We start from the raw sequence: 18,175 nt of genomic DNA on the forward strand, positions 1-18,175 counted from the left end.
CGACGACCTCAAATTGTCTGCGACGAGCTCAAAACTGCGTCCACAAGCGGTCGATACGAACCGTGCATCACCTATGGGAGTGAAACGATGGAATATCTGAGGACGGCCGTTGCGGCCGCTACGGCGTACACCCTTGTTGCGGGAGCCGCGTTCGCTGAGCCCAAGACCAACCTGTTGCATCAATGGGCGTCCGGATCGGACGCCCAGGCTATTGCCAAGCTCGGTGAGATGTTTACCGCCAAGGGTGGCGCCTGGCAGCAGACCTCCATCGCCGGCCACACGGCCAACACGCTGGCGAAACTGCGCGCCGACGTGATCGCCGGCAATGCACCCCCCGCGGTACAGCTCAAGGGACCCGAGATCGCCGAATGGAACGAGACCGGCATGACCGCCAATCTCGACGAACTGGCGACGGCGGAAAACTGGGAAAAGGTCGTCGCTCCCGAATTGCTGCCGGTGATGAAGCCGACCGGCAGCTGGGTGGCGGCGCCGATGAATATCCATCGCATCAACTGGCTGTGGGCATCGCCGAAGGTAATGCAGGAAGCAGGCGTCGCCGAGGTGCCGAAGACATGGGCAGACTTCAACGCCGCCTGCGACAAGGTCGTGGCATCGGGCAAGATCTGCATCTCGCACTCGACCGCGGACTGGACCGATTCGACGGTGTTCGAGGTCGTCGTCTACGGAATGGATCTCGATCTCTTCAAGAAGGCCTTCGTCGAGGGTGACGTCGAGGCGATGCGCAGCGACGGCATGGTCAAGGCCTTCGAACAGTTCCGCACCATGACGACGAAATATATGGACCCCGGCATGAACGGGCGCGACTGGGATAGCATGTCGCATCTGGTCGGCCGCGGCGAGGCCGCCTTCCACATCATGGGCGACTGGACGCTCGGCCTGCTCACGGCCGGCGGCTTCAAGGAGGGCACCGACTACATCTGCGCCCAGGCGCCGACTGATTGGGGCAAGCCGGGCTTCATCCTGAATTCCGACTCGGTCGTGTTCTTCCAGCAGAAGGATCCGGACTACGTCGAGGGGCAGAAACTGCTCGCCAGCACCATCCTGTCGCCCGAGTTCCAGACGGTTTTCAATCAGACCAAGGGCTCGATCCCGGCCCGTCTCGACGTCGATCTTTCGAACGGCTTCAATCCCTGCCAGCAGCTCTCCCAGAAGGATCTGCAGGCGTCGATCGATGGCGGCACGCTTGTCCGGTCGATGGCGCATAACATGACGATCCCGCAGAAGGTGCGCGGCGCGATCATGGATACGGTCACCGAATTCGTGGCGACGCCGGACATGACCGCGCAGGACGCAGCCAGCGCGATGGCCGATGCGGCCGAAGCGCAGATGTGAAGACGCTGCCGATGATGTCGCGCGTCGCCCGGCCCCGACTTCGCCGGAGCAGAAGATGTCAACGCGTGACCTGACCGTACCGGTTGCGGCTACCGCAACCCCGTGGCGACAGCGCCTGGGCACGATGGTGCCCATTCTGGTGCTGGCGCCGTCGCTTGCGGCGAGTTTCATCTACGTCTTCGTCTTCACGCTCTGGACGCTCTATCTCTCGCTCTCCAGTTCGTCGCTGATGCCGACCTATGGGTTCGTCGGTCTGGACAATTACGCTTCGCTCTGGGCGAACCGGCGCTGGAACATCGCCTACACCAACCTTTTTCTGTTCAGCGGCTTCTATATCGTCGGCTCGATGGCCATCGGACTGCTTCTGGCGATCCTGATCGACCAGCGCGTTCGCGGCGAGGCGGTCTGGCGCACCATCTTCCTCTATCCGCTGGCAGTCTCCTTCATCGTCACCGGCACGGTGTGGAGTTGGCTCTATAATCCCGTCGACGGCATCCAGGCCTTCGTGCGGGGGCTCGGTTGGACCGACTTCAGCTTCGCCCTGACGGCCAACCGCAACACCGCAATCTATGCGGTGGTCATAACCGGTATCTGGCAGTCGTCCGGCTTCGCAATGGCGCTTTTCCTGGCTGGCCTGCGATCGGTCGATCCGGATCTCATCAAAGCAGCGCAGATCGACGGTGCGTCGGTTTCCCGAACCTATCGGAAGGTCATCCTGCCGACGATCGCCCCGATTTTTCTGGCGGTGGCCGTCATCCAGATCCAGTTCGCCATCAAGACCTTCGACCTGGTGGCGGCGTTGACGCGGGGTGGGCCAGGTGTGTCGACTACCTTCCCGGCGATCTATGTCTACGACCTGATGTTCCAGCGTGGGCAGATCGGCGAGGGTGCCGCCGCGGCGATGATGATGCTCGCTGCCCTCGCGGTTGTGCTGGTGCCCTATTCCTTGTGGATCGTTTGGCGCAGGCGGGCGGAGGGCCGCAATGGCTGAAATTGTCACCAACGCCCGGCATGATCCCGAAGCGGCCGCGGCTACGCGGCGATATTTCTGGGGTCGCTTCCTTGTCTATGCGGTGCTGACGCTTTTCGCCGTCATCTACCTTGCACCGCTGCTGGTCGTCGTCTTCAACTCGTTGCGGGAGCAGTCCGACATTGCCCGTAACGGCCTCATCTCGCTGCCGCGCAGCTTCCGCCTCGACGCGTGGGCGCAGGCTTGGGGCACCTATTGTGTCAGCGGCACCTGCGAAGGCATGAAGCGCAATTTCTTCAATTCGCTCTGGATGACGATCCCAGCAACGCTCATCTCCACGCTCCTCGGCGCCATGAACGGCTATGTGCTGTCGAAATGGCGTTTCAAGGGCTCGGAAATTCTGTTCAACCTGATGCTGCTCGGCGTCTTCATGCCCGGCCAGATCTCGCTGATGCCGTGGGCGTTCCTGCTCGGCAAGCTCGGCCTGACCAATTCGACGTATGGTCTGGTGTTGATTCACGTCGTCCAGGGCGTCTCGTTCACCACCCTGTTCTGCCGCAACTTCTACGTCAGCATACCGGATGACCTTATCAAGGCGGCACGCATCGACGGCGCCGGCTTCTGGCGGATTTTCCGCAAAATCATCCTGCCGCTGTCGCCGCCGATTTTGATCGTCACCGTCATCTGGCAATTCACCGGCATCTGGAACGAGTATCTGTTCGGCGTCGTCTTCACCTCGGGCCAGCAGCAGCCGATTACGGCGGCTTTGGTCGCTCTTACTGCCGGCGGCACGACCGCCCGTGCTTACGATGTGATGAGCGCAGCCGTGCTGATCGGCGCGCTGCCGCCGCTGCTGATCTACCTGTTCGGTGGAAAATACTTCGTGCGCGGCCTGACACAAGGCGCCATCAAGTGAGGCGCCATCAAATGAGGCATCGCCCATGTCCGCGCTGATGATCCGCGACCTTCACAAGAGCTATGGCGGGCTCGAGATTCTGGCCGGCATCAATCTCGAGGCGCGAACCGGGGAGTTCGTCGCCCTCGTCGGCCCGTCGGGATGCGGCAAGTCAACCCTGCTCGCCATGATCGCCGGCCTGGAAACCGTCACCTCGGGCGAGATCTGGATCGGCGACCGGCTGGTGAACTCCGTGCAGCCCAAGGACCGCGACATAGCGATGGTGTTCCAGTCCTATGCCCTCTATCCGACCATGACGGTGCGCCAGAACATCACCTTCGGCATGGAGAGCCGAGGCGTGCCCAAAGCGGAGCAGGCGGAAGCCGTAAAGCGGGTTGCCGTACTGCTGCAGATCGAGCAGTTGCTCAACCGCAAGCCCGGGCAATTGTCGGGTGGCCAGCGGCAGCGCGTTGCGATGGGGCGCGCCCTGGTACGCGACCCAAAATTGTTTTTGTTCGACGAGCCGCTGTCCAATCTCGACGCCAAGCTGCGCGTCGACATGCGCACGGAAATCAAGAAGCTTCACCATCGCGTCGGCAAGACGACGGTGTACGTCACTCACGATCAGGTCGAGGCGATGACGCTCGCGTCCCGCATTGCGGTGATGAACCAGGGCTCGGTGCAGCAGTTCGACACGCCGAAGCGGATCTATGACCGGCCGACCAACATGTTCGTGGCCGGTTTCATGGGATCGCCGGCGATGAATTTCATTCCCGCCCGGCTTACCGGCTCAACCAGCATCGCAGTGCGCGCCGCTGACGGCGGCGACGCCACTCTTGCTCTTGCCCTTGCCGCGCCACTGCCTGTCGGTGCGCCAAAGGATGTGGTGCTCGGTGTTCGGCCCGAACACATCTACCGTTTCACGGCGGACCTGAAGTCGCGCAAACCTGCTGTCGAGTCCATGCAGGCGCCGGTCGAACTGGTCGAGCCGACCGGCGCCGAGACGCTTGCCGTCCTCAGGCTAGGCGACCTGGAGATCACCGGCCGATTCGAGCCGGATGACGCTCCCGTCATGGGCGAGACGATAACGCTCGGCATCGACATGTCGCGCGCCTGTCTGTTCGATCCAGCAACCAGGGCGCTTCTGTGATCTGATGTCCATGCAATTCGCGACTTACCCGAGCTTGACCGATCGCGTCGTGCTGATCTCCGGCGGCGCCTCCGGGATCGGCGCCGATATGGTTCGCGCTTTCGTGGCGAATGGCGCCCGCGTATGCTTCCTCGATGTGCAGGATGGACCCGCGGAGGCGCTGGTGCGCGAGCTCGGTGGCGTCGCCAAACAGGCCCCCCTGTACCTCCATTGCGATGTGACGGACGTTGATGCGCTGCAGGCTTCGGTAGAAGACGTGCGCGCTAGGCTCGGTCCGGTCGCCGTTCTGGTAAACAACGCTGCCGATGATCAGCGCCAACCCGTTGACGCGGTGACGTCAGAATATTGGGACCGCAGCTTCGACGTCAATCTCCGGCATCACTTCTTCGCTGCGCAGGCGGTGCATCCGCATATGAAGGAAATCGGCTTCGGCTCGATCATAAACTTCTCTTCCATCGCCTGGCGTTTCGGCGCGGACCAGATGGTGGCCTATGCCACCGCCAAGGGGGCTGTGGTGGCGCTGACGCGCGCATTAGCGCGGTCGTTCGGATCCGACAACATCCGCGTCAATGCAGTCGAACCCGGCGCCGTCATCACCGAGCGGCAGCGCCAGCTGTGGTTCAGGACCCAGGACGCAATCGACCAGACGGTGCAACGGCAATTGATCCGCCGCGTCCTGCTGGGCGAAGAGATTGCGCGGACCGTGCTCTTCCTTGCCGCCGATGACAGCCGCATGATCACCAAGCAGTCCATCGCCGTCGATGCCGGTCTGCGTTGATGCGATCGATTCTACATCTTTCAACGGGACTGCCAAGCTGATGCTTCGTTTCGGCCTCAACCCATACGGACTGACCTACACTCTCGGCCTGCAGGGGCGCGATACGCCGCGGCACAATCCGGACGGGACGGGGCTGGAAGGCTTCATGGCGCTTGCGCAGGAACTGGGCGCACGCACGCTCGAGATCTATGAACCATGGCTGACCGACTTGCCGGACGCCGAAATCGTCGAGCTGCGCAGGCGTCTGGCCGCGCTCGACATCGTCCCGGTGGTCAGTGGCGGACTTCTGATGGCCGGTCCGTTGGACAGCGCGTTTCGGGCGGCGCGCCTGCTCGAGGCGACAACGATCCGTATCGCACTGACCCCCGTCCTGTGCGGCGACCGCAACCTGTGGGGCCCGAAATGGAGCGAGTTCAACGCGACGATCCGCGCTGCCTTGACGGAATGGGGGCCGCGTGCGGCGGCTGAGGGCCGGGTGCTCGGCATCGAAAACCATCAGGACTTCGGCAGCGACGAACTGGTCGCGTTCTGCGAACTCGGTGGGCCGGGCGTCGGCATCACCTACGACACCGGCAACACCTTCCCTGTCGGCGAGGCGCCGCTTGCCTTCACGCGGCGCATCGCACCGCACGTCCGCCATGTCCACCTCAAGGACTATCGCGTGCAGTTCACCGATGAGGGCTATCGTCTGGTCCGCTGCGCGATCGGCGACGGCGCCGTGCCCTTCGCCGGACTGGCAGCCATCCTCGCCGAGCATCACGACACGCTGACCGCCGTGCTCGAGCCGGGCGCGCTGGAAGCCCGCCACGTTCGCTGTCTCAGCGACGACTGGTGGAACGGGTATGCGCCGAAGACTGCGCGCGAGTTCGCCGCCTGCCTGAGTGCTGCGCGCGTAAACCGCCTTGCTGACGACGCCGACTACCGGACGCCGTGGGAGCGCGACGATGACGGCGCGCTGGTTTCGTATGAGCTCGACATGATCCGGCGCAGCGCCGCCAACATGAAGAAGTTCGATTTCATTGCAATGGAGAAATCAGCATGACTGCCCGAGAACTCAGCGGCCTGACTGCCTTCGTGACCGGCTCGGGACGCGGCCTCGGCCGCGTCATGGCCGCCCGCCTGGCCGAACTCGGCGCAAACGTCGCCATCCACGATCTCGACTGGACCCGGCCGTCGCAATATGGCGAATTCGCAGACCTCGGCGAATCCGCCAGGGGTCTGGAAAAGCATGGGATACGGGTAACCGCGGTTACGGGCAACATCGGTGACAGGCAAGCCGTTGCCGAAATGAAGAGGAAGATCGAAGCGGAGCTCGGCGATGTGCACGTTCTGGTCAACTGCGCCGGCGGCGACATCGGCGCCAAGGGGGTAAAGCCCAGTCCCAACAACGCGCTCGACATCGACTATGAAGACATCAAGGTGCTGACCGAGAACAATCTCATCGGCACGATGCTGGTCTGCCAGGCGTTCATTCCGCCCATGGTCAAACGCGGCTCAGGCTCGGTGATCAACATTGCCTCAGCGGCAGCGCATATCGGATGCTCGCCGGAGGTGGTCTACTCCACGCTCAAGGCGGCCGTCGTGCATTATACGCGTTGCCTCGCCAAGGAACTGATCGACGATGGCGTGCGCATCAATGCGGTGAGCCCCGGCGCCACCAAGACGGCACGGTTCCAGGCGAGCCGCGTCGTCGATCCGGAGCGCATGGATTCGAGCAAGAAATCGCTGAACCGCTATGCCGAGCCTGAAGAGATCGCCGAAGCGGTGGCCTTCCTCGCCGGTCCGCGCGCGCGTTTCATCAACGGGCAGGTCATTCGCGTCGATGGCGGCTTCACCATCTTCCCAGGTTGAATCGCGGCCGGCACGCGAACTGTCGGGCTGAGCGCACCCCAATGAGCAGGGCCGCGACGGCCCATTTGCCGACCTTACTTCGTTGATGAGTTGCGACGTGCTCGCAGAGCTCGGGAATCGACGGTGAAGTTCGGCAACACGTCGATTCTCCTGGCGACACGCTGACGTTACAGCCCGCCTGTATGCACCCACGCAATGGCTCAGATTTGTCTGGGTCGGTCTACTCGGCGCCCTGAGAAGGCGAAGATTCCGGATCGAGGCGCTCGGGCCACCGTGCGCCTGGGCAGAGCGAAACGGTCCGGTCTATAAGCTCAGAGGCGCAACATTAGAGGTTGGGGGAACAGATGAGGGAAGAGAACGACATTCAGAAGTTGGTGCGCACGCTGCGTGCTCGAGCCCCTGACGACGCGGCTGAATTGCTAGCCCGAGAGTCTCCCGAGTTCATCCGCGACGCACTAATGTTGTTACCGGATAGGCACGCCCATAAGGTGGCGGAGTATTTGCCATCGCAAAGGAGGCCCATCAAATATCATACCGACGGCAAGGATCTCGCGATCCCCGAGGCCATCGTCGAGCTGATGGATCCGATCCCCGCCAGCGTTGCTGTCGGGACGACGGTAGCCGCCGCTGTCGAAGCCGTCAGGCGCGCGCAGGTGCCGAGCGAGTTGACTTACCTCTACATCACGGACGAGGGCGATAGACTGGTTGGCCTAGTGGTCTTGCGCGATCTGATGCTGAGTGAGGCCGACGCGACGGTGGATCAGATTATGCTGGCGAGTCCGTTCGTCCTTCACGTCGATATGCCTTTGAGCGAAGCCTGCAAGGCGGCGGTACGCCGTCACTACCCGGTCTATCCCGTGGTGGACGCGGAGAACCGGCTGCTCGGGCAGGTTCGCGGCTGGCGGCTGTTCGAGCAGCAAATCATCGAGATTTCTGCCCAGCCTGGCCAGATGGTGGGTGTCCAGAAGGAGGAGCGTTCTTTCACTCCGCTATTTTCAGCCTTCTTGAAACGTCATCCGTGGCTGCAGCTCAACCTGCTGACGGCCTTCATAGCCGCTTTCGTGGTCGGCTCGTTCACAGGCACGATCGAGAAGATCGTCGCGTTGGCGGCGTTCCTCCCGGTGTTGGCCGGACAGAGCGGAAACACCGGCTGTCAGGCGCTGGCTATTACGCTGCGTGGCCTCGCCTTAGGGGATGTGGACAAACGACCGAAGCTGCACTTGGTGCTGAGGGAGGGAGCGCTCGGGATCGCCAACGGCTTGCTCGTCGGTCTGGTGGCGGCTGCGGCCATGTGGTTCTACGCTTCACGGCAGCCGGAGTCGGCATCCCAGGCGCCCATGCTGGCGCTTGTCATCCTGCTCGCCATGTCCGGATCGTGCCTCATGTCCGGGATCTCCGGCGTGCTGATCCCGTTGGGCCTGCGGCGGGTCGGCGCCGATCCGGCCGTGGCTTCCGCGATCTTCCTCACGACGGTGACCGATATTGTAGGCATGGGCTTGATGCTGGGACTGGCCACCATGCTTGTGCTGTAGGCACGCTCGACGGACGTGATCGCGGACGAGGACGTTGTTGCCTATGAAGTGACCTCGTCGGCGTTCAACAAGATAACAAAGGCTAAGCCGCACATCGCGCAGGCCGTCCTGAGAAGCATCGCTCGCCAGCTCTCCGAGCGCTTGCGCACCGCGGCGGAAGACCTTCGGATGAGCTCCATGTGACCCTGATGCGTCGTGCGGCGACCAGATACGTGGAGAATCGCGCAAACAATATTGATCTTGTCGGCTGCGCAATCCACCGCTGATTATGATTTTGATTAGTTGCCGTTTGTAGCGAATACTTGCTGGAAGCCAAGCAACGCTGAGAAGATGTTTGACCAACCAGCGTAGGCGAAATGCGAATGAACGCGATAGTTTGTTGCGCAGCTGCAACAGCTGCTGAAGACTCGGAGGTTTCCTGACAGTTCTGTCGCTTTTTTTCGTGCAGGCGTGCTAGATCCGCTGCACTAGTCGGGTTGGGGTGGGTTCTCGGCATGCATTCCTCGTTTTCAATGATCCTCGGCTTCGCCGCGGCGCTGCTTTGTACCGGCATATTGCCGGCCGGCGCACAAGGTCTCTATCCGGCCTATGACGATGCGTTTTCGGCCCGCATTGCCAATCCGACCGACAACGGAGCGCTAGCTCAATTCGTCACAGTTGCCGTCAACGCAGGGCAGTACGATCAGGCGATCTCGTCGATCGAGCAGTATCTCATCAAACATCCTCGCGATGCGCGCGCCCGGCTCTCGGCCAGCCGGTTGTATTATCATGTCGGCTCCTATGAATTGGCCCGGCGGCAGGCGCAGTACGGCCTCGAGGTCGGGGACCTGTCCGCGGATGAGCAGCAGGAAGCCGTTCGCCTGCTCGCCCGCATCGAGCGCGCGTTACGTGGCGTCACTTGGGAAATCGCTCTGACTGGCGGCATGTTCAGCGCATCCACCGATTTTGAGCCGGGCGGGGCCGAAGACGACCGCACCTTGGTCTCGCCCTATGGGCGGGCGGAAGGCTTTATCCGATGGGATCTCGGGACGCCAAGTGCTGATGCACTTGTCCTCTCGGGCTCGCTGGCAGCGACAGAGCGCTTTTTCACCAAAGACCTGTCGGTTCCCGGTGCCGAGGAGACTTTTATCCACGGGAACGCCGCCATTACCTTGGACAAGGGACTGCCCAACAGCGGGATCGATTCGCTACGGCTGCTACTTTCCGCGTTCGCCGTCACAGATCGCTTCGACAGCGACGTTCACGAGACCGGCGTCGGTCTAAGTGGGCGCTTCCTCGTGCGCCCCACCGTCGAGACGACGCTTTTTGCAGGTGCCGGCTACATCGATCTAAGCAGCTCGAAAGGCATCTTCGCCGATAGCAGGGTCTTCTATGAGGCAGGCGGCAGCTACCGCTTCCGCAATGGCCAGGCGCTCGGACTGCGCCTAGTCGGCTCGACTGACTTCGCCTCCGGAGCTGACGAAATCGGCCGCAGCTACATGGGAGAGGTCCGCTACGGCGGCGTGCTGATGGAAGTACCGGACCTGTTCGCATGGTCTCACCAGGTCGCCGTCTCGGCCGGCCACAGCGACACTCCCGACTTGTCCGTCGGCATCGGCACGAACATAGAGAGCGACTTCTGGCGCATTGCCTCGGAAAGCGATTTTCAGCTCACTGAATGGCAGAAGGTCAGTGTCGACCTCGCCTATCGCGAAACCGACTTCGAGATCGCCAGCGGCGACCGAAATTCATTCGAATTGCTCGTGAGCTACACGTTGACGCTCAACTGAAAGAGGCCGCGATGAGGACCCTGTATCGTCAGATAGCCACTTGTATCGCCTGCCTTGCCTTTGCGGCACCATCTGGCGCTGAAACGGTTGGGTCCATGACGGCCTACCAGACCAACATTATCCGCAATCACGGCGAGGCGATGAACGTCGGCGCTGGCGTCGAACTCGGCGACCAGCTGCGCAGCAATATCACCGGTCTCGGAATGCTCGTGTTCCGGGACGAGTCGAGCGCCAAGATTGGTCCGAACACCAGCCTGACGATCGATGAATTCGTCTACAATCCGGGGTCCCGATCAGGAAAGATCGACATCAGGATGAACAGCGGCCTGGCCCGTTTCTACGGGGGCCAGGTTTCGAAAGGCGGCGACATGCAAGTTGCGACGCCACACATGGTGCTCGGAGCCAGAGGTGGCATCATTGAGGTGCTTGTGATTGCTGGTCAGACCGTCGGCATACTGCGCGCCGGCCGCATGACCTGCATGATGAATGGTCGCAAGCTCGTGATCACAAACCCGGGCCACGCCTGCACGTCGGACAACGACAAACTGCTGACCGGCTACGGCGGTATCGACGCGTTCCCGATTTTGGACAGCATCGATCGAATAGCCGGCACCGGCCTGCCAGGCGAACCGGGTCCGGGGCTGAACGTAAGCGCGATTTGTGCGTCAGCACTCGGCAATTCGCTCAAAGCCTGCAAATCCACCGACGGCGCATTGCCCGGCGTGGCCATGGAGTTCCCTGACAGCCCAACGCCCCCTGTAGGCAGTGGGGTGGATGATGAGGATGATGACTGCTTTCCCGACTGCCGGTAAGGCTGGCCGAGCGGCATGAGCCCCTCGCTTGATTGGCGGCGGGCTGCCAGGCGGAAAATACCTGGTCTTGCGGTCGTACTCTTGCTGCTCGCTTGCCATTTTGCTTTCGACGGGCCGCTGTCGCGCCTGCGCGAGCGCACGTACGACCTCTACCAGTCCCTCGCCCCGCGCCAGGCGACGAGCAATCCTGTTGTCATTGTCTCGATAGACGACGCGAGCCTTAAGGCATATGGGCGATGGCCTTGGAACCGTGGCCTTTTGGCCGATCTGGTCGATGGTGTCGCCGAGTCCGGTGCCGCGGTGATCGGGCTTGCGCTGGTGCTGCCCGAGCCTGATATCTCTCCTGATGGCATCGCCGGAGACAAGCGCCTCGCCAGCGCACTGGCGAAAAATCGAACGGCGCTCGCCGTCAGCCTGGGCAACGAGGTGACGGTTTCAGACGCAGAGCCCAAAGCCGGCTGGTCGATCGTCGGGCAGGTACCCGAGACGCTTCCTGGCTTCACCGGTCTGACAGGCTCCCTTCCTGATTTCTCGAGCGCCGCTGCAGGCCTCGGCGTAATTCGCACTTTGCCCGATCCCGACGGCGTACTACGCCATGTGCCGCTGCTCTGGCTCCGAAATACGGCTCAAGGCGTGCAGCTCTGGCCGTCGTTCGCGCTCGAACTCCTGCGCCTCTACGCCGGAGAGAGCGGCTACGTAGCCCGGATGAATGTCGCCGGGTTTGACGCGCTCAGGATGGCCGGGACCATTGTGCCACTTGAGCCGCAGGGCAGCATCCGCCTTTGGGAAACCGACACCAACACGCCGCGCATATCTGCCACTAATATCCTTTCGGGTCGCGGCGATCCGCTGCTACGGAACGCCATCGCCATTGTTGATCTGTCAGCCGTGGGATTGACGCAGTATCTGCCCACCCCGGCGCGTCCGGCGCGACCAGGCGTGGACATCCACGCTGATGCAATCGGCCAGATCCTTGCCGGGCGCTATCTTGTAGAGCCAACGCAAGCGCGTACGCTGGAGCGGCTGTGGTTGGTCCTCAGTGGCATCGTTTTCATCGGGCTTTCCGGAGTGCTCGCCCAGCGTGTCATGCTTGGCGCCCTCGCTCTGGCGCTCCTGGCTGCCACGCCCTTCGCGTTCGGCGCTCTCGAATACAGCCTGCAGGGTAAGCTCTATGACCCACTGCAGCCGGCGCTTGCGACGATCCTCGTAGCTGGCTTCGAAGGCTATGCCCTCTACACGCGCAGCGAGCAGCGCCGGTCCACCCTGGCACGGCAGTTTTCCCAATATCTGTCGCCCTCCGTGGTGCAGCGCCTCGCAAATTCGGACACCGAAGCGATCCTGTCCGGCGAGAAGCGCGAGATCACAATCCTGCTGAGTGACATACGCGGCTTCACGGCGATGAGCGAACAACTCGATGCCCAGGAAATCGGAAAGGTGGTCAATCACTTCCTCGGCCTTGCGACCGATGAGATACTCAAGCGCGACGGGACCATCGATAAGTTCATGGGCGATGCCGTGCTAGCTTTCTGGAACGCGCCGCTTGATCAGCCAGATCATCGCGAGCGCGCGCTCGAAGCCGGGCTCGCCCTGATCGAACGGGTCAAGCGGGAAAACGCCGCGCTCACCGCGCGCGGGCACCCCCCTATCGAAATCGGCGTCGCCATCGAGACTGGCATCTGCTCCGTCGGGAATTTCGGCTCCGAACGGCGCTTCGATTACACCGCGATCGGCTCGCCGGTGAACCGCACGGCACGGCTCGAGTCAACGACCAAAAAGCTGAGCATCCCCCTGGTGCTTGGTCCCGGATTTGCGGAGGGAGCGTCGATGCCGGTTGTCCAGGCGGGTGCCTTCGAACTCCAAGGCTTCAAGGGTGAGGTGCCGGTTTTCACCGTTCCGGAGATACACCCCTCGTCGCGATCTGCCGAGGCAGTGTGATGCTTGGCACCAGTTCAACTCGCTATGTCATTGGCAGCCGGCGAGCGGAAGCCAAGGGCGGCGGAAATACGATGGGCGGCCCGGGCCACCATGTCGCCCAGTTCGCTTATACGCTCTTCCGGCACCCGGTTTTCCGGGGCAGCGATGTTCAGCGCCGCGATTATCTTACCCGGCGCCACGAACACCGGTGCGGTGATCGAAATCAGATCGTCGTTGATCTCGCCGCGACTGACGAAAAACTTCGCCTTGCGGATTTGCTCGAGCCCGCCCCTAAGAAGCCGAGGATCGGTCACCGTTTTCTTGGTGAAGCGCTTCAACGGGCCGGAAAGAATGGCCTCGCGCTCCTCATCACCCATATGGGCCAGGAACGCCTTGCTCGAACCGGCATGTAGCGGACGCCGCCGGCCGACAATCGCATTGACTCGAAGGTCCCGCTTCGGCTCCCATTTGGCGACGCAAAGGCTTTCCTGGTCATCGCGGATCCGCAACTGGGTGGTTTCGCCGATCTTCTGACCGAGTTCTTCCAGAACAGGGTTTGCTATGCGGATCAGGTCCATCTGTTCGCTGGCGGCGTGGCCCAGCATCAATGCAGCGAGGCCGAGGCGATAGCCTTTTCCATCCGATGATCGCGCCAGCAAGCCGCGCCGCACCAGCGTCTGCAAAAGCCGGAAAGCGCGCGCCTTGCTGTCGCCGGAACGCCGCGCGATTTCGGAAACGCCAAGATCTGCCTCGCCGGCCACAGTCTGCAACAAACTGATCGCGCGATCGACGGAATCGACCGTGTACCGGGTATCTGCTTGATCGGTCATTTCTCACTTCCTCGCCAAAGCGTCTCGTGCAGGAGGTTAAACGAAAAAATTTGTATCGTCTAGCGAAACGATGGTTTATCTGTGTTGACAAATAGTGAAGCTTTCGTTTCACTCGCTGTCAGGAAGGAGGCCGGCACCATCAGCGGATCCCAAGCTGGGCTCGATCATGGCAAGCGGCAGCGGAAGAACTCCTCCGATGGAACTATCCAGAGTGGACACGGAGAAAACCAATGATGAACCGGACAATATCGCGCCGTGCGCTGATGCAATGGGCGCTCGGCGGTGCCGCCGTCTTGCAAGGCATTGGCTGGACGGGGCTTGCCCACGCCGCGGCAAATGGCCAGCTGCGGATCGGCATGGCTGCTCCGCCGACGACGCTAGACCCGCATCTGAAGAGCAATGCGCCGAACAACGCGCTTGCCACCCACATCTACGACACGCTTGTCATCAACGACGAAAAATCGATCTCCAGACCGGGGCTGGCGACGGCCTGGCGCGTGGTCGACGACACCCATTGGGAGTTCGACCTGCGGCCGGACGTGCGCTTCAGCGACGGTGAGCCGCTCACTGTAGACGACATCGTCGTCTCATTCGACCGGGCCAACACCATCGACAGCACGGCGTCGTTCCGGACCTACACGCGCAACATCAAGTCGATCACCTCGCCCCAAACCGGCAAGCTTCTCATCGAAACCAAGCAGCCGGAGCCGCTTCTGCCCAATTCGCTCAGTCGCATTCGCATCATCCGCGCCAAGTTCAAGGATACCCCGAGCGATCAGTTCAACAACGGCACCGCGGCGATCGGAACTGGCCCCTATGTGCTGAAGGAATATGTTTCCGGCAACCGTGTCGCGCTTTCCGCCAATCCCAACTACTGGGGACCGAGGCCTGCTTTGCCGGACGTCGAGCTCCGCATCGTCACCGATGCCGGCGCGCGGCTTGCCAACCTGCTCGCCGGCGATCTCGATCTCGTCGAACAGGTGCCCTACGAGGGTGTTGCCCGCGTCGAACAAGACGAGCGCTTTCACATCATCCGCGGCGTATCGAGCCGGGTGGTCTTCTTCTCGCTGGACACGTTCAGGGACGTGACGCCCTTCATCAGCGGCAAGGATGGCAAGCCGCTCGACCGCAATCCGCTGAAGGATCTGCGTGTGCGGCAGGCGCTGTCCATGGCGGTCGACCGCAGCGCCATTGTCGAGCGCTTGATGCAGGGCAATGCCATTGTCGCTTCACAGTTTCTGCCCGCCGGCGCACCGGGCACCTCGGCTGCTATCAAACCCGTTCCATTCGACGCTGCAAAAGCCACGGCCCTGCTTGCCGAGGCCGGCTACCCCGATGGCTTCCGCCTGACGATCCACGGGCCCAATGATCGTATCGTCAACGATTCGAAGATCGTGCAGGCCGTGGCCCAGATGTTCTCTCGCATCGGCCTGGAAGTCAGCGTCGAGGTCATGCCCTGGTCGGTCTATGCCGACAAGGCGGATGCCCATGAGTTCAGCGTCAATCTGGACTCCTGGGGCGTCAACACAGGCGAATCCTCGAACCCGATGACAGCTCTGGTCGCGACGCAGAATCCGGACGCCGGTATGGGCATCGCCAATTCGGGCCGCTACTCCAATCCCGATCTCGATGCCAAACTGGCTGTGGCGAAGCGGACGCTGGACGACACCAAACGCGAAATGATGCTCTCGGAGCTCAGCGACATCGTCTTCAACGACGTCGCCCTGATTCCGCTGCACCATGAGGTTCTCGTCGTGGCTGCCCGAAAGGACCTTCAGTTCACGACGCGGGCCGACCAGTATACGCTGGCCATGAACGCCAAGATTGTCTGAGGAGGTGTAGACTTGACGAGCATCGCCACGGGATCTGTTGCGGATCGCGGTCGCGCTACATACGATCTTGGCGCGACCGCCATCTTTGCTTCCAAATCGGACCCACGCTTCCACTATTGCCTGTATGTACCGCCCGCGGTTGGGGAAGGCGCCCAAGTCGACCTGCTGGTGGCCGTCCATGGTACCGGCCGCACCTCGTTCCTGGGTTTCCGTGATGCGTTCGCCGAGTTCGGACGCTGGAACGACTGCGCCATTTTGTGCCCGGTGTTTCCAATGGGCGTTCTCGGCGACGATGCCCGCAGCGGATACAAATACATGATCGAGGGCGACATCCGCTACGATCAGGTGCTGCTCGCGATAGTCGAGGAAGTCGTCGCGAAATACCGTCAGGACTGGACCCGCTTCGCTATGTTCGGATTTTCCGGCGGCGGGCATTTCACCCATCGCTTCGCCATCCTTCATCCCGACAGGCTATGGGCGGCGTCGATCGGCGCACCGGGATCGGTGACCCTGCTCGATCCCACGCGGGACTGGTGGGTGGGCATTCGCGACCTGCCGGAGAAGTTCGGCATCACCTTCGACGCCGCCGCGCTGGCAAAAGTGCCTGTCCAGATGATCGTCGGCGATGCCGACCTGGAGACCTGGGAAATCACGCACGCCCAGGGCAGCACCCATTGGATGCCGGGCGCCAACGATGCAGGACAAACGAGGCCGGAGCGCCTCAGGACGTTGTGTCGATCGTTCGAGGAAGCGGGTGTGCGCGTACGCTTCGATTTGCTGCCCGGGGTAGCCCACGAACGCGACGCGGTTCTCGATCCGGTCAAGGATTTCCTGGCCCAGGCGCTCAAGGAACGACGGAACGCATCAAGATGAATGCAATGATCGTTGCGCCGCAGCCGGAGGCGGTCGAGGCGGGCGCGCTGGTGCTCAAACGCGGCGGCAACGCCGTCGATGCGGCGATCGCCTGCGCTTTCATGCAAGGCGTCGTCGACCCTCAAATGGCGGGCATCGGGGGCTTTGGCTCGATGCAGGTCTATATGCCGCGACGCGGCGTGCACGAGGTGCTAGAATTCTACGCCAGGGCGCCGCTCAAAGCGTCGCCTGAAATGTGGAGCGACCTTCTGGTCGGCCAGTCGCGCGACGGCTTCGCATTTCTGCTGGAAGGCGGCATCAGCGAGATCGGCTATCTCGCCGTCTGCACGCCGGGCAGTGTCAAGGGCTATGCCGAGGCGGTGGCGAGATACGGCACTTTTGAATGGGCCGACGTCGTCGCACCCGCCGCCAAGCAGGCGAGGCGCGGCTTTATGGTCCGCCCGCATGTCCATTGGTACTGGGCCCAGGACGGCGTAGATACCGGCGAAGTGCGGACCCTTGACAAGCTGCGCTTCAGCAACACGGGGCGCGCCATCTATTTTCGCCCGGACGGCGCGGTCAAGCTGCCAGGCGACGTCGTCGTCAACACCGACCTCGCCCAAACGCTCGAGCGCATCGCGGCCGCCGGTCCGGACATTTTCTACAAGGGCGAGATCGCCGAAGAAATCGCCGCCGACATGGCCGCCAACGGCGGCCTTATCGGGAAGGATGATCTGGCGCGCTATGAGCTATCCACCGCGCAACCGCTCTGGGGCGAGTATCGTGGCTACGATATCGCGACCAGCCCGCCGCCCGCCAGCGGCATATCCATGCTGCAATTGCTCCACATCCTCGAGCATTTTGATGTCGGAGCCATGGAGCATGACGGTGCCGAGCACATCGTCCTGCTGGCGGAGGCGATGAAGCGCATGACCATCGACAAGGACCGCCATCTCGGCGATCCTGCCTATGTCGACGTGCCGGTCGCGCGGCTGCTGTCCCGCGACTATTGCAGCGGGCTCGCCGCCGAGATCAAGGCCGGGCTGCGCGCCAGGATCGAGCGCGTCGATGACCGGTCGCCGCGCGACACGACCCATATTTCGGTGGTCGACCGTGAGGGCAATGCCGTCGCCTTGACCCATACGCTGGGCAGTCCCTCGGGGGCGATCACCGATGGCCTGGGATTCATGTACAACGGAACGATGAGCCGCTTCGACCCAAGGCCGGGCCGGGCCGGATCGCTGGCTCCCGGCAAGCGGCGGGCCAGCTCTGCGGCGCCCACAATCGTATTCAAGGACGACCGGCCGGTGATCGTCATGGGAGCGCCCGGCGGCAGCTATATCGCGCCGTCCATGGCGCAGGGGCTGATGAATCTCATTGATTTCGATATGAGCATGTCGGAAGCGGTGGCCGCCCCGAGGATCGTGGCGGTGTCGAACACAATCGACGTCTCCAATCGCATTCCGCGCTATGTCACTGAAGAAATCGAGGGCCGGGGCTACGAGGTGAAGCGCTCCTGGCAAAGTTATGCTTTTGCCGCCCTCCACGGCATCCAGATCGAAGACGGAATTTGCCGCGGCGGCGCCGATCCGCAGCGCGACGGCATGGCGATGGCGGTGCCGGCGTGATCTGCCGCG

The 18,175-nt window shown here is 62.3% G+C and carries 16 protein-coding genes; 15 read left to right on the forward strand and 1 reads right to left on the reverse strand.

Annotated elements, in window-relative coordinates; translation table 11 throughout:
• Positions 1-87: 87 nt before the first annotated feature.
• From AC0L2V_RS25860 to AC0L2V_RS25915, 12 genes are all read left to right on the forward strand, one after another.
• Positions 88-1,353 (forward strand): ABC transporter substrate-binding protein, encoded by a 1,266-nt coding sequence (locus AC0L2V_RS25860; RefSeq protein WP_473512453.1) that lies wholly within the window; start codon positions 88-90, stop codon positions 1,351-1,353.
• A 55-nt stretch (positions 1,354-1,408) separates the two neighbouring features.
• Positions 1,409-2,344, forward strand: a complete 936-nt coding sequence (locus tag AC0L2V_RS25865) for a carbohydrate ABC transporter permease (protein ID WP_473512454.1) — start codon at positions 1,409-1,411, stop codon at positions 2,342-2,344.
• Entirely contained in the window at positions 2,337-3,239 is a 903-nt protein-coding gene (locus AC0L2V_RS25870) for a carbohydrate ABC transporter permease (RefSeq protein WP_128179643.1), read from the forward strand. The genes AC0L2V_RS25865 and AC0L2V_RS25870 overlap by 8 nt, the downstream gene beginning before the upstream one ends.
• Positions 3,240-3,264: 25 nt before the next feature.
• On the forward strand, positions 3,265-4,368 hold the full coding sequence (locus tag AC0L2V_RS25875; protein ID WP_473512455.1) for an ABC transporter ATP-binding protein: 1,104 nt from the start codon (positions 3,265-3,267) through the stop codon (positions 4,366-4,368).
• Between the two features lie 10 nt (positions 4,369-4,378).
• Complete coding sequence (locus tag AC0L2V_RS25880) at positions 4,379-5,146, forward strand: SDR family NAD(P)-dependent oxidoreductase (protein ID WP_473512456.1); 768 nt, start codon at positions 4,379-4,381, stop codon at positions 5,144-5,146.
• Between the two features lie 40 nt (positions 5,147-5,186).
• Entirely contained in the window at positions 5,187-6,188 is a 1,002-nt protein-coding gene (locus tag AC0L2V_RS25885; protein ID WP_473512458.1) for a sugar phosphate isomerase/epimerase family protein, read from the forward strand.
• The gene (locus AC0L2V_RS25890) at positions 6,185-6,997 is read left to right on the forward strand and encodes an SDR family NAD(P)-dependent oxidoreductase (protein WP_473521560.1); all 813 of its coding nucleotides are present in this window, start codon (positions 6,185-6,187) and stop codon (positions 6,995-6,997) included. Before AC0L2V_RS25885 ends, AC0L2V_RS25890 begins: the two co-directional genes overlap by 4 nt.
• A 344-nt stretch (positions 6,998-7,341) precedes the next feature.
• Positions 7,342-8,529 (forward strand): magnesium transporter, encoded by a 1,188-nt coding sequence (locus AC0L2V_RS25895; RefSeq protein WP_473512460.1) that lies wholly within the window; start codon positions 7,342-7,344, stop codon positions 8,527-8,529.
• Positions 8,530-8,544: 15 nt separating this feature from the next.
• A complete protein-coding gene (locus AC0L2V_RS25900) occupies positions 8,545-8,712 on the forward strand; it encodes a hypothetical protein (protein WP_473512461.1) in 168 nt (55 codons plus the stop codon).
• Positions 8,713-9,041: 329 nt separating this feature from the next.
• Entirely contained in the window at positions 9,042-10,298 is a 1,257-nt protein-coding gene (locus tag AC0L2V_RS25905; protein WP_473512463.1) for a tetratricopeptide repeat protein, read from the forward strand.
• Between the two features lie 95 nt (positions 10,299-10,393).
• Entirely contained in the window at positions 10,394-11,110 is a 717-nt protein-coding gene (locus AC0L2V_RS25910) for a FecR domain-containing protein (protein ID WP_027152473.1), read from the forward strand.
• 81 nt (positions 11,111-11,191) lie between these two features.
• Complete coding sequence (locus AC0L2V_RS25915) at positions 11,192-13,045, forward strand: CHASE2 domain-containing protein (RefSeq protein ID WP_473521561.1); 1,854 nt, start codon at positions 11,192-11,194, stop codon at positions 13,043-13,045.
• Positions 13,046-13,059: 14 nt separating this feature from the next.
• Here AC0L2V_RS25915 and AC0L2V_RS25920 read toward each other — a convergent pair whose 3' ends face one another.
• Positions 13,060-13,854, reverse strand: coding sequence for an IclR family transcriptional regulator (locus tag AC0L2V_RS25920; RefSeq protein ID WP_091597394.1), 795 nt, complete (start codon positions 13,852-13,854; stop codon positions 13,060-13,062).
• A gap of 230 nt (positions 13,855-14,084) precedes the next feature.
• Here AC0L2V_RS25920 and AC0L2V_RS25925 point away from each other — a divergent pair, with 230 nt between their 5' ends.
• Genes AC0L2V_RS25925 through ggt form a run of 3 tightly spaced genes read left to right on the forward strand, consistent with a single transcriptional unit; the run spans position 14,085 to position 18,166 of the window.
• Positions 14,085-15,686, forward strand: coding sequence for an ABC transporter substrate-binding protein (locus AC0L2V_RS25925; protein WP_473521562.1), 1,602 nt, complete (start codon positions 14,085-14,087; stop codon positions 15,684-15,686).
• A 12-nt stretch (positions 15,687-15,698) separates the two neighbouring features.
• Positions 15,699-16,559 carry an alpha/beta hydrolase gene (locus AC0L2V_RS25930; RefSeq protein WP_128179654.1) on the forward strand — a complete coding sequence of 287 codons (861 nt, stop codon included), beginning with the start codon at positions 15,699-15,701 and terminating at the stop codon, positions 16,557-16,559.
• The gene (gene ggt / locus AC0L2V_RS25935) at positions 16,556-18,166 is read left to right on the forward strand and encodes a gamma-glutamyltransferase (protein WP_473521563.1); all 1,611 of its coding nucleotides are present in this window, start codon (positions 16,556-16,558) and stop codon (positions 18,164-18,166) included. The genes AC0L2V_RS25930 and ggt overlap by 4 nt, the downstream gene beginning before the upstream one ends.
• The last annotated feature ends 9 nt before the right edge of the window (positions 18,167-18,175 follow it).

This window comes from Mesorhizobium sp. WSM4814 (assembly GCF_055811595.1).

Excerpts from the sequence above, each read along its gene's own strand:
- AC0L2V_RS25875 (WP_473512455.1), top strand. The coding sequence starts at position 3,265 with ATGTCCGCGCTGATGATCCGCGACCTTCACAAGAGCTATGGCGGGCTC.
- AC0L2V_RS25920 (WP_091597394.1), bottom strand. The coding sequence starts at position 13,854 with ATGACCGATCAAGCAGATACCCGGTACACGGTCGATTCCGTCGATCGC.
- AC0L2V_RS25870 (WP_128179643.1), top strand. The coding sequence starts at position 2,337 with ATGGCTGAAATTGTCACCAACGCCCGGCATGATCCCGAAGCGGCCGCG.
- AC0L2V_RS25885 (WP_473512458.1), top strand. The coding sequence starts at position 5,187 with ATGCTTCGTTTCGGCCTCAACCCATACGGACTGACCTACACTCTCGGC.
- AC0L2V_RS25910 (WP_027152473.1), top strand. The coding sequence starts at position 10,394 with ATGACGGCCTACCAGACCAACATTATCCGCAATCACGGCGAGGCGATG.
- AC0L2V_RS25925 (WP_473521562.1), top strand. The coding sequence starts at position 14,085 with ATGATGAACCGGACAATATCGCGCCGTGCGCTGATGCAATGGGCGCTC.
- AC0L2V_RS25860 (WP_473512453.1), top strand. The coding sequence starts at position 88 with ATGGAATATCTGAGGACGGCCGTTGCGGCCGCTACGGCGTACACCCTT.
- ggt (WP_473521563.1), top strand. The coding sequence starts at position 16,556 with ATGAATGCAATGATCGTTGCGCCGCAGCCGGAGGCGGTCGAGGCGGGC.
- AC0L2V_RS25880 (WP_473512456.1), top strand. The coding sequence starts at position 4,379 with ATGCAATTCGCGACTTACCCGAGCTTGACCGATCGCGTCGTGCTGATC.
- AC0L2V_RS25905 (WP_473512463.1), top strand. The coding sequence starts at position 9,042 with ATGATCCTCGGCTTCGCCGCGGCGCTGCTTTGTACCGGCATATTGCCG.
- AC0L2V_RS25890 (WP_473521560.1), top strand. The coding sequence starts at position 6,185 with ATGACTGCCCGAGAACTCAGCGGCCTGACTGCCTTCGTGACCGGCTCG.
- AC0L2V_RS25865 (WP_473512454.1), top strand. The coding sequence starts at position 1,409 with ATGTCAACGCGTGACCTGACCGTACCGGTTGCGGCTACCGCAACCCCG.
- AC0L2V_RS25895 (WP_473512460.1), top strand. The coding sequence starts at position 7,342 with ATGAGGGAAGAGAACGACATTCAGAAGTTGGTGCGCACGCTGCGTGCT.